Genomic DNA, 14902 nt, shown 5'->3' with positions numbered 1-14902 from the left:
GTTTCTCCAACTAAGAAAGCATTAACAAGAAACAATTGTTTTCTAACAATATAGTTGTTATTTACATGTGAGCTCTGCTCGCAAATAAAATATGCATGATTTGAGAGGTGAAGCAGTTGACAGGTCAACTAGTTCAGTATGGACGGCACCGCCAACGTAGAAGTTATGCGCGCATCAGTGAAGTATTAGAATTGCCGAATCTAATCGAAATCCAAACCGCTTCATATCAATGGTTTATGGAAGAAGGTTTGAGAGAAATGTTCCAGGACATTTCTCCGATTGAGGATTTTACAGGTAACCTATCACTTGAGTTTGTTGATTATAGCTTAGGTGAGCCGAAATACCCTGTAGATGAATCAAAAGAAAGAGATGTTACTTATAATGCTCCACTTCGTGTAAAGGTTCGATTGATTAATAACGAAACCGGCGAAGTGAAAGAGCAAGAAGTCTTTATGGGAGACTTCCCTCTCATGACAGATACTGGTACGTTCATTATCAATGGAGCTGAACGTGTAATTGTTTCGCAGCTTGTACGTTCACCTAGTGTCTATTTTAATGAAAAAATGGATAAAAACGGTAAGCGTGGTGTTGCGGCAACTGTTATTCCAAACCGCGGTGCATGGTTAGAATTTGAAACAGATGCTAAAGACGTCGCTTATGTACGTATTGATCGTACACGTAAATTGCCAATTACCGTACTATTACGTGCGCTTGGTTTTGGTTCTGATCAAGAGATTATCGATTTAATCGGTGAAAACGAGTATCTGATCAATACGCTAGAAAAGGATAATACCGAAACGACTGAAAAAGCGCTATTAGAAATTTACGAGCGCCTGCGTCCGGGTGAACCACCTACTGTAGAAAATGCGAAAAGCTTATTAATTTCACGTTTCTTTGATCCTAAACGTTATGACCTTGCGCATGTTGGACGTTACAAGATCAACAAGAAACTTCATCTGAAAAATCGTTTATTCAATCAAGTATTGGCTGAGCCTATTGTTGATATGGATACTGGTGAAGTTCTTGCAGAAGCAGGAGATAAGGTCGAACGTAGATTGTTAGATAAAATCATTCCATATATCGAGAAAAAAGATGTTGTTCTTGGTGAACAAATTCTAGAGCCACATGATGGTGTATTAGAGGATCCGATTCGAATTCAATCTATTAAGATTGTTGATCCAACAGACCCAAGTGGTGAAAGAGTGCTTAATCTAATTGGTAATGCAAATATCGATACGAGTGTGAAACATATTACACCGGCTGATATATTAGCATCGATTAGCTATTTCTTTAACTTACTACACCAAGTTGGTGACACAGATGATATTGACCATTTAGGTAACCGTAGACTTCGTTCTGTTGGTGAATTACTACAAAACCAGTTCCGTATTGGTTTATCCCGTATGGAGCGTGTGGTTCGTGAACGTATGTCTATTCAAGATACATCTAGTGTAACACCACAACAATTAATCAACATCCGTCCGGTTATTGCGTCTATTAAAGAGTTCTTCGGAAGCTCACAGTTATCACAGTTTATGGATCAGACTAACCCGTTAGCTGAATTAACACATAAACGTCGTCTGTCAGCTCTAGGACCTGGTGGTTTAACTCGTGAACGTGCTGGTTTTGAAGTGCGTGACGTTCACTATTCCCACTATGGTCGTATGTGTCCGATTGAAACTCCAGAGGGGCCGAACATTGGGTTAATTAACTCATTATCTTCCTATGCGAAAGTGAATAAATTTGGATTTATTGAAACGCCATATCGTCGGGTTGATCCGGATACTGGTAGAGTTACAAACCAAATTGATTATTTAACAGCAGATGAAGAGGATAATTATGTAGTTGCCCAAGCAAATGCTAGATTAAATGAAGATGGAACATTCGCTGATGAAGAAGTAGTAGCACGTTTCCGTGGTGAAAATACAGTTGTTGCTCGTGAAAAGATAGATTACATGGACGTTTCACCGAAGCAGGTAGTATCGGCTGCGACAGCATGTATTCCATTCTTAGAAAACGATGACTCCAACCGTGCACTAATGGGAGCGAACATGCAACGTCAGGCGGTTCCATTATTAAATCCAGAAGCTCCAATTGTAGGTACTGGAATGGAGTATGTATCTGGTAAAGACTCTGGAGCAGCAATCATCTGTAAGAATGATGGTATTGTAGAACGAGTAGAAGCAAAAGAAATTTTAGTACGTCGTGTATCTGTGGTGGATGGTAAAGAAGTAAAAGGTGATTTAGATCGCTATAAGCTTCAGAAGTTTATTCGTTCTAACCAAGGTACTTGTATAAATCAACGCCCGAATGTAACAGAGGGTGATCGTGTTACAAAAGGTGAGGTACTTGCGGATGGACCTTCCATGGAAAAAGGTGAGCTTGCACTTGGACGTAACGTATTAGTAGCGTTCATGACATGGGAAGGTTACAACTACGAGGATGCAATCATCATGAGTGAGCGTCTTGTAAAAGATGATGTATATACTTCGATCCATATTGAAGAGTATGAATCTGAAGCGCGTGACACGAAGCTTGGACCAGAAGAAATCACTCGCGATATCCCGAATGTAGGGGAAGAAGCACTGAAGAATCTTAACGAACAAGGGATTATTCGTATCGGTGCAGAGGTTTCAGACGGTGATATTCTAGTAGGTAAAGTAACACCAAAAGGGGTTACTGAACTTTCAGCGGAAGAGCGTTTATTACACGCAATCTTCGGTGAAAAGGCTCGTGAAGTACGCGATACATCTTTACGTGTACCACATGGTGCTGGCGGTATTGTATTAGACGTCAAAGTCTTCAATCGTGAAGATGGTGATGAACTACCACCAGGCGTTAATGAATTAGTACGTGTTTACATTGTACAAAAACGTAAAATCCATGAAGGGGATAAAATGGCAGGACGTCACGGTAACAAAGGGGTTATTTCCCGTATTTTACCGGAGGAAGATATGCCATTCTTACCTGATGGTACACCGGTCGATATCATGCTTAACCCATTAGGGGTACCATCGCGTATGAACATCGGACAGGTGTTTGAATTACATCTAGGTATGGCTGCTAGACAGCTAGGTATCCATGTTGCTACACCGGTATTTGATGGGGCGACAGAGCAAGACGTTTGGGATACATTAGAAGAAGCTGGTATGCCACGTGATGCGAAAACGATTCTTTATGATGGAAGAACTGGAGTACCATTTGATAATCGTGTATCTGTTGGTGTCATGTATATGATTAAACTAGCGCACATGGTTGATGATAAATTACACGCTCGTTCAACTGGTCCATACTCGCTTGTTACACAGCAGCCGCTTGGTGGTAAAGCACAGTTTGGTGGACAACGTTTCGGTGAGATGGAGGTATGGGCACTAGAAGCATATGGTGCTGCATACACGTTACAAGAAATTCTAACCGTGAAATCGGATGACGTTGTTGGACGTGTGAAAACGTATGAAGCAATCGTTAAAGGCGATAACGTACCTGAACCAGGAGTTCCAGAATCATTTAAAGTATTAATTAAAGAGCTACAGAGTCTTGGTTTAGACGTAAAAATCTTAGCTGGAGACGAATCTGAAATAGAAATGCGTGACTTAGAAGAAGAAGAAACACAAGCAGCTAGTAAGCTTAATTTAGAAGTTGAAGAAAATTAATGTTGGTGGGGAATTGACTTTATTGTCTTTCCCCCATAGCTCATTCGTAAGTAAATCCATTGGAAAACGGACATTAAAAAGGGAGGTATACCCTTGTTAGATGTAAATAATTTTGAATTTATGAAGATAGGTTTAGCTTCACCAGAAAAGATTCGTTCTTGGTCGTATGGTGAGGTTAAAAAGCCAGAGACAATTAACTACCGTACACTAAAGCCAGAAAAAGATGGTTTATTCTGTGAACGTATCTTTGGACCACAAAAGGACTGGGAATGTCATTGTGGAAAATATAAAAGAGTGCGTTACAAAGGTGTTGTATGTGATCGGTGTGGTGTTGAAGTAACCAAATCAAAAGTACGCCGTGAACGCATGGGGCATATTGAATTAGCAGCTCCTGTTTCACACATTTGGTATTTCAAAGGAATCCCTAGTCGTATGGGTCTTGTATTAGATATGTCACCACGTGCATTAGAAGAAGTAATTTATTTTGCTGCATATATTGTGACAGATCCAGGTAATACACCTTTAGAAAAGAAACAACTTCTTTCAGAAAAAGAGTTTCGTGCATATTACGAAAAATACGGTAGTGCCTTTAAAGCACAAATGGGTGCTGAAGCAATCCGTAAACTTCTTCAAGATATTGACCTTGATAAAGAAGTAGATGCGCTAAAAGAGGAACTAAAAACAGCTCAAGGTCAACGTAGAACGAGAGCAATTAAACGTTTAGAAGTGCTAGAGGCATTTCGTAATTCTGGTAATGAGACTTCTTGGATGATTTTAGATGTTCTTCCGGTTATCCCACCAGAAATTAGACCAATGGTACAGTTAGATGGTGGTCGTTTTGCTACATCTGACTTAAACGATTTATATCGTCGTGTAATTAACCGTAACAATCGTTTAAAACGTCTATTAGATTTAGGTGCGCCTAGCATTATCGTTCAAAACGAAAAGCGTATGTTACAAGAGGCAGTAGATGCTTTAATTGATAACGGTCGTCGTGGTCGTCCGGTTACAGGACCAGGAAACCGTCCATTGAAATCTCTATCCCATATGCTTAAAGGTAAGCAAGGTCGTTTCCGTCAAAACTTACTAGGTAAACGTGTAGACTACTCTGGACGTTCTGTTATCGTAGTAGGTCCAAACTTAAAAATGTACCAATGTGGATTACCAAAAGAAATGGCTTTAGAGTTATTCAAGCCGTTCATTATGAAGGAACTTGTTGAGCGTGGAATTGCGCATAACATCAAATCTGCAAAACGTAAAATTGAGCGCGTTCACCCAGATGTTTGGGGCGTTTTAGAAGATGTGATTAAGGAGCATCCGGTATTACTTAACCGTGCCCCTACACTTCACAGACTAGGTATTCAAGCATTCGAACCTACATTAGTAGAAGGTCGTGCTATCCGCCTACACCCATTAGTATGTACAGCATATAACGCTGATTTTGACGGGGACCAAATGGCTGTTCACGTACCGCTATCTGCAGAAGCACAAGCAGAAGCACGTCTTCTAATGCTAGCAGCGCAGAATATTCTTAACCCGAAAGACGGTAAACCAGTTGTAACACCATCACAGGATATGGTATTAGGTAACTATTATCTAACGTTAGAACGTGAAGGTGCAGTTGGAGAAGGTACTGTATTTACGGGTGTAGATGAAGCTAGAATCGCATATCAAAATGGTTATGTTCATTTGCATACTCGTGTTGCTGTTCAAGCATCTAGCTTAAACAACAAAACATTCACAGAAGAACAAAATAACCAACTATTACTTACAACAGTAGGTAAATTAATTTTCAACGAAATATTACCAGATTCGTTCCCTTACATTAATGAACCAACTAAGACAAATCTTGAGGAACGTACTCCGGAAATGTACTTTGTTGATAAAGGAACAAATATTAAAGAAGAGATTCAAAAACGCGAAATCATCAAGCCGTTTAAGAAAGGCTTCTTAGGTGATATTATTGCGGAAGTGTTCAAGCGATTTAAGATTACAGAAACATCTAAAATGCTTGACCGTATGAAGGATCTTGGATTTAGTATGTCTACCACTGCAGGTATGACAGTTGGTATTTCTGATATCGTCGTATTACCTGAAAAAGAAGAAATCTTAATTGAAGCGCAGAAGAAAGTAGATAACGTCATGAAGCAATTCCGTCGTGGTTTAATCACAGAAGAAGAGCGTTATGATCGTGTTATCGCTGTTTGGACGCAAGCAAAAGATACGATTCAAAATAAACTAATGCAGTCTCTAGATAATCGTAACCCGATCTTCATGATGAGTGACTCTGGTGCCCGTGGTAACGCATCTAACTTTACACAGTTAGCAGGTATGCGTGGACTAATGGCTAACCCAGCAGGACGAATCATCGAGTTACCGATCAAATCTAGTTTCCGTGAAGGTTTAACGGTATTAGAGTACTTTATTTCTACGCACGGTGCGCGTAAAGGTCTAGCCGATACAGCACTGAAGACAGCGGACTCTGGTTACCTAACACGTCGTCTTGTTGATGTGGCACAGGACGTTATCGTTCGTGAAACAGATTGTGGAACCGACCGTGGATTACCAGTAACAGCATTAATGGATGGAAATGAAGTAATCGAGCCATTATTTGACCGTTTAGTAGGACGTACTGCGTTCGAAGAAGTGGTTCATCCTGAAACAAAAGAAGTCATTGTGAAATACGATACAGTGATTTCTGAAGATCAGGCGAAACAAATCGTTGAAGCAGGAATTGAACAAGTAACAATCCGTACCGTGTTTACATGTAATACAAAACACGGCGTATGTAAGAAATGTTATGGTCGCAACTTAGCGACTGGTTCAGAAGTAGAAGTTGGCGAAGCAGTTGGTATTATTGCAGCACAATCTATTGGTGAGCCAGGAACACAGTTAACGATGCGTACTTTCCATACAGGTGGGGTAGCAGGAGACGATATCACTCAAGGTCTACCTCGTATCCAAGAGTTGTTTGAAGCGCGTAATCCGAAAGGGCAAGCGATCATCAGTGAAGTTCACGGTACTGTACTAGAAATTCACGAAGTGAAAGACAAACAAGAAATTGTGATACAAGGTGATGTGGAACAACGTTCTTATGCTGTACCATACAATGCGCGCTTAAAAGTATCTGTTGGAGACCAAGTGATTGCTGGTCAAGAACTAACAGAAGGTTCAGTGGATCCTAAAGAACTGATTCGTGTTCAAGGAGTAGCTGGCGTTCAAGACTACTTACTACGTGAAGTGCAGCGTGTATACCGTATGCAAGGTGTAGAAATTGGCGACAAGCACGTTGAGGTAATGGTACGTCAAATGCTACGTAAAGTTCGTGTACTTGATGCTGGAGATACTGATGTATTACCTGGATCGTTACTTGAGTTACATCAATTCAAAGAAGCGAACCGCAAAGTATTACTTGAAGGTAACCAGCCTGCTGTAGGTAGGCCGGTATTACTAGGTATTACAAAAGCTTCCCTAGAAACGGATTCATTCTTATCAGCTGCATCATTCCAAGAAACAACTAGAGTACTTACTGACGCAGCAATTAAGGGTAAACGTGATGAATTACTAGGACTTAAAGAAAACGTCATTATCGGTAAGCTAGTACCGGCTGGAACAGGTATGCAACGCTATCGCAAAATTCAACTACCAGCAGTAGAACAAGAAGAAACAGAAGAAGAATTAGAACAACCAGTTCAATAACTTAATTGACTATGTAACTGTAAAAGTGCACGTCATCAGTCAAATTAATTAGTCGCACTAAGCGGTCCGAATTCAAGGAATCTACTATGGGAATAGCGCACAAGATAAAGCCCTGTAGAAAGAAAGTGTATTCGGACCACGGGTGTGACTTCCTTTCTGAACTGAAGCTATAAAGAAAAAAATATCAAGGAAGCACCAAAAAATATTAGAATTCTAGTTGACATTAAAAAACGAGAATGATACTATATTCAAGGTGCTTCCGATTTATACTTGTAACTTTGGAGGATATACCATGTCTTATGAAAAAGTACTGCAAGTAAAGTCACAAACGATTATTGGTGTGAAGCAAACACTTAAAGCTATGAAAAATGGCCAAGTGAAACAAGTGTATATAGCCGAAGATGCTGATCGGTTCGTTACACAAAAAGTAGAAGAATTAGCAAAAACACTAGACATTCCATGTCAACGTGTTGATTCCAAGAAAAAGCTAGGAACCGCATGTGGAATAGATGTCGGCGCATCAGCGGTTGCAATTAAAAAGTAGAAAGTGGTTTTGGCAAGAGGCACTCTTGCGAAAGCTTTGTTTTTTACCTTAAGATGAACCGCCTGGATGTGTGGAATTACAAAACGGTATAAACTAGCTAATTACTAACCAAAGAAAAGAAGGGAGGACAACATAATGCCTACAATTAACCAACTTGTCCGCAAAGGTCGCGTAAGCAAACCTAAGAAATCTAACTCACCAGCACTTAACAAAGGGTACAACAGTTTCAAAAAGTCTCTAACTGATGAAAACTCTCCACAAAAACGTGGCGTATGTACTCGTGTTGGTACACTAACTCCTAAAAAACCGAACTCAGCTTTACGTAAATATGCTCGTGTTCGTTTATCAAACAACATGGAGGTAACTGCATACATTCCTGGTATTGGTCATAACCTACAGGAGCACAGTGTAGTTTTAATCCGTGGTGGACGTGTAAAAGACTTACCGGGGGTACGTTATCACATTGTTCGTGGAGCACTTGATACTGCTGGAGTAGACGGTCGTATGCAAGGTCGTTCTAAATACGGTACAAAACGCCCTAAAGAGAAAAAATAACTCTTTTTAACAACATGATACAGGAAAGGAGGGGGACATATGCCACGTAAAGGACCAGTACCTAAGCGCGATGTCTTGCCAGATCCAATTTATAATTCAAAACTAGTAACTCGTTTAATCAACCAAATCATGGAGGATGGAAAACGAGGCATTGCTCAAAAGATTCTTTATAACGCTTTTGAACTAGTTGAACAACGCAGCGGACAAAATCCGATGGAAGTGTTTGAGCAAGCTATGAAAAACGTTATGCCAGTACTTGAAGTACGTGCACGCCGTGTTGGTGGTTCTAACTACCAAGTACCGGTTGAAGTTCGTCCGGAACGCCGTCAAACTTTAGGTTTACGTTACATTGTTAACTACGCACGTTTACGCGGAGAAAAAACAATGGAAGAGCGTTTAGCGAATGAAATTCTAGATGCTTCAAATAATACAGGTGCATCTGTTAAAAAACGCGAAGATATGCACAAAATGGCAGAAGCAAACAAAGCGTTTGCTCACTATCGTTGGTAATATAAATAAAAATAAAGGTTTTAACAGGAAGGAGAAGAATACATGGCAAGAGAGTTCTCCTTGGAAAAGACGCGCAATATTGGTATTATGGCTCACATTGATGCAGGTAAAACCACTACAACTGAGCGTATTCTTTTCTATACAGGACGCATTCACAAGATTGGTGAAACACACGAAGGTGCTTCACAAATGGACTGGATGGAGCAAGAGCAAGAGCGCGGAATTACAATCACTTCTGCTGCTACAACTGCTCAATGGAAAGGTCACCGTATCAACATCATCGATACACCTGGGCACGTAGACTTCACAGTAGAAGTTGAACGTTCATTACGTGTACTTGATGGTGCGGTTACAGTACTTGATGCTCAATCAGGGGTTGAGCCTCAAACTGAAACAGTTTGGCGCCAAGCAACAACTTATGGAGTACCACGTATTGTATTTATCAACAAAATGGATAAAACAGGTGCAGATTTCCTATACTCTGTAGGTACATTAAAAGAACGTCTAGGTGCTAATGCACACCCAGTACAATTCCCAATCGGTGCAGAAGATGAATTCCAAGGAATCATCGACTTAATCGAAATGGAAGCTTACTTCTATGAGGATGATTTAGGAACTCGTTCTGAAGCACGTGAAATCCCAGCTGATTTAAAAGATCAAGCAGAGGAATTACGTACTAGCTTAGTAGAAGCTGTATCTGAATTAGACGAAGAGCTAATGATGAAATACCTTGACGGAGAAGAAATCTCTAATGAGGAATTAAAAGCAGTTATTCGTAAAGCTACAGTAAACGTTGAGTTCTATCCAGTATTCTGTGGATCAGCGTTCAAAAACAAAGGTGTTCAATTAATGCTAGATGGTGTTATTGATTACCTACCATCTCCAGTAGATGTACCAGCAATTGAAGGTACACTTCCTGGTTCAGATGAGAAAGTAACTCGTCCATCTTCTGATGACGAACCTTTCGCAGCGTTAGCTTTCAAAGTTATGACAGATCCTTTCGTGGGTAAATTAACATTCTTCCGTGTTTACTCAGGAACATTAGATTCTGGATCATATGTACGTAACTCTGTAAAAGATAAGCGTGAGCGTGTAGGTCGTATCCTGCAAATGCACGCAAACACTCGTGAAGAAATTTCTAGAGTATATGCAGGTGAAATCGCTGCAGCTGTAGGTCTGAAAGATACTTCAACAGGTGATACTCTATGTGACGAGAAGAATCTTGTAATCTTAGAGTCCATGGAATTCCCAGAACCAGTTATTGATGTTGCTATCGAACCAAAAACGAAAGCAGACCAAGATAAAATGGGTATTGCACTTGGTAAACTTGCAGAAGAAGATCCAACTTTCAGAACGGAAACAAATCCAGAAACTGGTCAAACAATCATCTCTGGTATGGGTGAGCTTCACCTAGACATCATTGTTGACCGTCTAAAACGTGAATTCAAAGTTGAAGCAAACGTTGGTGCACCACAGGTTGCATACCGTGAAACATTCCGTGCTGCTGCTGAAGTCGAAGGTAAATTCGTACGTCAGTCTGGTGGACGTGGACAATACGGTCACGTTTGGATCAAATTTGAACCAAACGAAGAGGGCGCAGGATTTGAATTCCAAAACAACATCGTTGGTGGTGTAGTACCACGTGAATACATCCCTGCTGTTGAACAAGGTATTAAAGAAGCAATGGAAAACGGTGTATTAGCTGGGTTCCCTGTAATCGACATTAAAGCTTCTCTATTTGATGGTAGCTACCATGATGTCGACTCTAACGAAATGGCGTTTAAAGTTGCTGCATCAATGGCACTTAAAGCTGCTAAAAGTAAGTGTAACCCTGTAATTCTTGAACCAATGATGAAAGTGGAAGTTGTAATCCCTGAAGAATATCTTGGAGATATTATGGGTGACATCACTTCTCGTCGTGGACGTGTAGAAGGAATGGAAGCACGCGGTAACCAACAGGTTGTTAAAGCGTTTGTTCCTCTATCAGAAATGTTTGGATATGCAACAGCATTACGTTCAAACACTCAAGGACGTGGAACTTACACAATGCACTTCGATCATTATGAAGAAGTACCGAAGAGCATCTCTGAAGAAATTATTAAGAAAAATGCTGGAGAATAATTGATTTTTTTATCATTCTCAAGTATAACTTTTATTGTAAGCTAAGAAATAACACAAGCTGCTATTTCTTAGCTCCAACATATACTTACAATCTTTCATTTATTTAAGGAGGAAATATAAATGGCTAAAGAAAAATTCGACCGCTCTAAAAGTCACGTTAACATTGGAACAATTGGACACGTTGACCATGGTAAAACTACATTAACAGCTGCTATTACAACTGTAATGGCTAAGAAAAGTGGTAAAGGTACTGCGATGGCATATGACCAAATCGACGGTGCACCTGAAGAAAAAGAACGTGGAATCACTATCGCGACTTCTCACGTTGAGTATGAAACTGAAACTCGTCACTATGCACACGTAGACTGCCCAGGACACGCTGACTATGTTAAAAACATGATCACTGGTGCTGCACAAATGGACGGAGCTATCCTAGTAGTATCTGCTGCTGATGGTCCAATGCCACAAACTCGTGAGCACATCCTACTTTCTAAAAACGTTGGTGTACCTACAATCGTAGTATTCCTAAACAAAGTAGATATGGTTGACGATGAAGAATTATTAGAACTAGTTGAAATGGAAGTTCGTGATCTATTATCTGAATATGACTTCCCTGGTGATGATGTACCAGTAATCAAAGGTTCTGCTCTTAAAGCTCTTGAAGGAGACGCTCAATACGAAGAAGCAATCGTTGAATTAATGAATGCTGTAGATGAGTATGTTCCAACTCCAGAACGTGACACTGATAAGCCATTCATGATGCCAGTTGAGGACGTATTCTCAATCACTGGTCGTGGTACAGTTGCAACTGGTCGTGTAGAACGCGGTCAAGTTAAAGTTGGAGACGAAGTTGAAATCATCGGTCTTCAAGAAGAATCAAGCAAAACTACTGTAACTGGTGTTGAAATGTTCCGTAAGCTTCTTGATTATGCTGAAGCTGGAGATAACATTGGTGCACTTCTACGTGGTGTTTCTCGTGAAGATATCAACCGTGGTCAAGTACTTGCAAAACCAGGTACAATTACTCCACACACTAACTTCAAAGCTGAAGTTTACGTATTATCTAAAGAAGAAGGTGGACGTCATACTCCATTCTTCTCAAACTACCGTCCACAGTTCTACTTCCGTACAACTGACGTAACTGGTGTTATCAACTTACCAGAAGGAGTAGAAATGGTTATGCCTGGAGACAACATCGAAATGGATGTTGAACTAATTTCTCCAATCGCTATCGAAGAAGGAACTCGTTTCTCTATTCGTGAAGGTGGACGTACTGTAGGATCAGGCGTAGTATCTTCTATCCAAAAATAATTAAATGAATCATATATAAAGACAGCCGATTGTTCGGTTGTCTTTTTTGTATAAAGGATTAGTGCAATCATTTCAGGCATAAGGGGTATAGTAGATAAGTTGCCCGAAGCTTAGAATGCAATATACTGTACTGAAATTTGTTTCGTAAGGTGACAAAGAAGGATTAGTAGCTTACAAGCTACCTAAAGATGCTGCTTTATTCTTGAGAAAGGCGCACTAGCATCATCGTATTTATCTCGCATAGAACGTCACCATATTGCTATAGCAGTTCATATAGTAATGGTGGAATGATGATAAGGGACTATGAATCGATCTACCACATCGTTAAAACCAAACTTTCCCAACAAAAAACTCCCTAGAATCCTTGCAATCACTAAGATTACTAAGTATAATACATAGATGTGCAACAAATTAGTTTTATAACTAAAAAAGGGTTGCAATGACCACGTATATTCTATATAATAAGAATGTTGGTCGTTTCAGGCGATGATGTGGAAGGTTGTTGGCACACCCGGCCCCTTTGCCATGGGCGGTGGCTAAGAAATTTTCACGGAGTATGTCTATAATAATATGGGCGATAAAGGAGGGAAAATAATGGCAAAAGATAAAATTAGAATTCGTTTAAAAGCATATGATCATCGTATTTTAGATCAGTCTGCTGAAAAAATCGTAGATACTGCGAAGCGTTCTGGTGCGAAAGTGTCTGGTCCGATTCCATTACCTACAGAGAAGGCTGTCTACACAATCTTACGTGCGGTTCATAAATACAAAGACTCACGTGAGCAATTCGAGATGCGTACACATAAACGTCTAATCGATATCGTAAACCCAACACCGCAAACAGTAGATTCGCTAATGCGTTTAGACTTACCATCTGGTGTTGACATTGAAATTAAACTATAAAATTTGTTTTTAAATAGGAGGTGTAACGGATGACGAAAGGAATCTTAGGTCGAAAAATCGGCATGACTCAATTGTTTAATGAAAACGGAGAATTAATCCCGGTAACAGTTGTTCAGGCTGAGCCTAACGTAGTATTACAAAAAAGAACTCTTGAAAACGATGGATACGAAGCGATTCAAATCGGTTTCCAAGATCTTAAGGAATCACGTACTAACAAAGCGGAGAAAGGTCATGCTGAAAAAGCAAACACAACCCCTAAGCGCTACGTTCGTGAAATCCGTAACGCTAATCTTGATGAATATGAAGTAGGTCAAGAAGTTAGCGTTGAAATTTTCCAAGCTGGTGAAAAAGTTGATGTAACTGGAACTTCTAAAGGTAAAGGTTTCCAGGGTTCAATTAAACGTCATGGTCAATCACGTGGACCTATGTCTCACGGTTCTCACTACCATAGAGCTCCAGGTTCAATGGGTGCAATTGATGCAATGCGCGTATTCCCAGGCAAAAACTTACCAGGTCACATGGGTCAAGAGCAAGTAACAATCCAAAACCTTGAAGTAGTAAGTGTTGACGTTGATCGCAACCTGCTATTAATCAAAGGTAATGTGCCAGGTGCTAAAAAATCATTCGTAAAAATCACGAGTGCAGTTAAGGCTAACTAATCATATATACGAAGGGAGGATATGTCATGCCTAAAGTAGCACTATTTAAACAAGATGGTTCACAAGCAGGTGAAATCGAATTAAACGCGTCTGTATTTGGTATTGAGCCTAATACACACGTTTTACACGAAGCGGTAGTTATGCAACGTGCGTCTATGCGTCAAGGTACACACGCTGTTAAAAATCGTTCTGATGTTCGCGGTGGTGGACGCAAACCATGGCGTCAAAAAGGTACAGGTCGCGCGCGTCAAGGTTCTATTCGCTCACCACAATGGGTAGGCGGTGGAGTTGTTTTCGGACCTACACCTCGTAGCTACAGCTACAAACTACCAAAGAAAGTTCGTCGTTTAGCTCTTAAATCAGCATTATCTTCTAAAGTACAAGAAGAAAACTTAGTTGTTTTAGAAAGTCTTGCACTAGATGCTCCTAAAACAAAAGAAGTTGTAAAAATGCTAGGTGCTTTAAACGTAAATGAAAAAGCTCTTATCGTTACTGCTGACACTGACGAGAACGTAGTACGTTCTGCTAATAACCTTCAAGGGGTTAAAGTTCTTACAGTTACAGAAGTAAACGTTCTTGATTTATTAATGCATGACAAGTTGATCTTAACGAAAGATGCAGCTGAAAAAGCAGGGGAGGTGCTTGCATAATGACTGATGCACGTGATATTATTAAGCGCCCTGTCATCACTGAACACTCTGCAGATCTAATGGCAGAGAAGAAATATACGTTCGAAGTTAGTACGAAAGCTAACAGAACACAAATCAAAGATGCTGTTGAAGAAATCTTTGGTGTAAAAGTTGAAAAAGTTAACACTATGAACTTAAAAGGTAAATTCAAGCGAATGGGTCGTTACGGTGGTTTCCGCCCAAATCGCAAAAAAGCTATCGTTCAGCTATCTGCTGACAGCAAAGATCTAGACTTCTTTGAAGGTTAAAAAGTAAATA

The 14902-nt window shown here is 40.1% G+C and carries 11 protein-coding genes; all 11 read left to right on the top strand.

The window, feature by feature from the left end:
* Positions 1–116: 116 nt before the first annotated feature.
* The 11 genes from rpoB (at position 117) to rplW (ending at position 14892) form a co-directional block, all read left to right on the top strand.
* Positions 117–3653, top strand: coding sequence for a DNA-directed RNA polymerase subunit beta (rpoB, locus tag AAIB49_RS11255; RefSeq protein WP_343458097.1), 3537 nt, complete (start codon positions 117–119; stop codon positions 3651–3653).
* A 93-nt stretch (positions 3654–3746) separates the two neighbouring features.
* Positions 3747–7352 carry a DNA-directed RNA polymerase subunit beta' gene (gene rpoC, locus AAIB49_RS11250; RefSeq protein WP_339217509.1) on the top strand — a complete coding sequence of 1202 codons (3606 nt, stop codon included), beginning with the start codon at positions 3747–3749 and terminating at the stop codon, positions 7350–7352.
* Between the two features lie 292 nt (positions 7353–7644).
* On the top strand, positions 7645–7896 hold the full coding sequence (locus AAIB49_RS11245) for a 50S ribosomal protein L7ae-like protein (protein WP_186871252.1): 252 nt from the start codon (positions 7645–7647) through the stop codon (positions 7894–7896).
* Between the two features lie 135 nt (positions 7897–8031).
* Complete coding sequence (rpsL, locus tag AAIB49_RS11240) at positions 8032–8451, top strand: 30S ribosomal protein S12 (RefSeq protein WP_186871253.1); 420 nt, start codon at positions 8032–8034, stop codon at positions 8449–8451.
* A gap of 39 nt (positions 8452–8490) precedes the next feature.
* A complete protein-coding gene (rpsG, locus tag AAIB49_RS11235; RefSeq protein WP_186871254.1) occupies positions 8491–8961 on the top strand; it encodes a 30S ribosomal protein S7 in 471 nt (156 codons plus the stop codon).
* A 42-nt stretch (positions 8962–9003) separates the two neighbouring features.
* Entirely contained in the window at positions 9004–11082 is a 2079-nt protein-coding gene (gene fusA / locus AAIB49_RS11230) for an elongation factor G (protein ID WP_343458096.1), read from the top strand.
* A 120-nt stretch (positions 11083–11202) separates the two neighbouring features.
* Positions 11203–12393 carry an elongation factor Tu gene (tuf, locus tag AAIB49_RS11225; protein ID WP_186871256.1) on the top strand — a complete coding sequence of 397 codons (1191 nt, stop codon included), beginning with the start codon at positions 11203–11205 and terminating at the stop codon, positions 12391–12393.
* Positions 12394–12987: 594 nt separating this feature from the next.
* The gene (gene rpsJ, locus AAIB49_RS11220; RefSeq protein WP_186871257.1) at positions 12988–13296 is read left to right on the top strand and encodes a 30S ribosomal protein S10; all 309 of its coding nucleotides are present in this window, start codon (positions 12988–12990) and stop codon (positions 13294–13296) included.
* 29 nt (positions 13297–13325) lie between these two features.
* Complete coding sequence (gene rplC, locus AAIB49_RS11215) at positions 13326–13955, top strand: 50S ribosomal protein L3 (RefSeq protein WP_186871258.1); 630 nt, start codon at positions 13326–13328, stop codon at positions 13953–13955.
* 26 nt (positions 13956–13981) lie between these two features.
* Positions 13982–14605 carry a 50S ribosomal protein L4 gene (gene rplD, locus AAIB49_RS11210; protein WP_186871259.1) on the top strand — a complete coding sequence of 208 codons (624 nt, stop codon included), beginning with the start codon at positions 13982–13984 and terminating at the stop codon, positions 14603–14605.
* Complete coding sequence (gene rplW / locus AAIB49_RS11205) at positions 14605–14892, top strand: 50S ribosomal protein L23 (RefSeq protein ID WP_186871260.1); 288 nt, start codon at positions 14605–14607, stop codon at positions 14890–14892. Before rplD ends, rplW begins: the two co-directional genes overlap by 1 nt.
* Positions 14893–14902: the final 10 nt, after the last annotated feature.

Origin of the sequence: Ornithinibacillus proteolyticus (assembly GCF_039581225.1) — a bacterium.
GTDB classification, from domain to species: Bacteria; Bacillota; Bacilli; order Bacillales; family Amphibacillaceae; genus Ornithinibacillus; species Ornithinibacillus massiliensis.
Note: the sequence above shows the minus strand (reverse complement) of the source record. Positions and strands in the feature narration are given on the sequence as shown.